This is a genomic window from Kitasatospora putterlickiae, from assembly GCF_039527695.1.
Taxonomy (GTDB): domain Bacteria; phylum Actinomycetota; class Actinomycetes; order Streptomycetales; family Streptomycetaceae; genus Kitasatospora; species Kitasatospora putterlickiae.
The window spans coordinates 1-549 of sequence record NZ_BAAAKJ010000352.1 but is presented as its reverse complement, the minus strand read 5'-3'; the positions used below and the strand labels follow the sequence as shown (position 1 = coordinate 549).

At 81.1% G+C, this 549-nt stretch carries 1 protein-coding gene; it reads right to left on the bottom strand.

Annotation, left to right across the window (positions count from 1 at the left end):
• On the bottom strand, positions 1-549 hold a 549-nt coding region (locus tag ABD308_RS32445), incomplete at both ends, for a M48 family metalloprotease (RefSeq protein WP_344343058.1).

Here is a 549-nt window from a genome sequence, read left to right as displayed (position 1 = left end):
CGGCCTCGTCGGCCCAGCGTTCGAGGTGGTGGCCGAGCGGTGCCCGCAGGGCCCGCAGGGCCGGGTGGGCGGCGGCCGCGTGGGCCGCGAGGGCGAGGAAGAGGTGGTGGCGGGCGGTCAGGTGGGCGCGCTCGTGGGCGAGCAGCGCCGCGCGTTCGCGGGCGTCCAGGGCGCGGAGCATGCCGGCGGTGACCACGATGCGGCCCGGTTCGGCGGGGCGGCCGGGGCGGCGGGGGCGGCCGGGCAGGGTGAAGGCGTCGGCGCGCTCGTCGGGCAGGACGGTGAGTTCGGTGGCGGGCGGGGTGGTGAGCAGCCGTCTGGCGCGCTGGGCCCACGGGGTGCGCGCCCGGCGCATGGATGCGCGCGGGGGGCGCGTGTCCGGATGCTGATCATGAGGGTGCGAGGGCCGGACGGTGGCGGCCTCGCCGGCGGGGCCGGTGGTGGCTCCGGCGGTGCTCCCGGTCGTGGCGTCGACCGCGTCGCGGGCGGAGCCCAGGTCGCGGCGGCGGTGGCGCGCGGTGCGCAGGGCGAGCGCGCCGAGGACGGCGA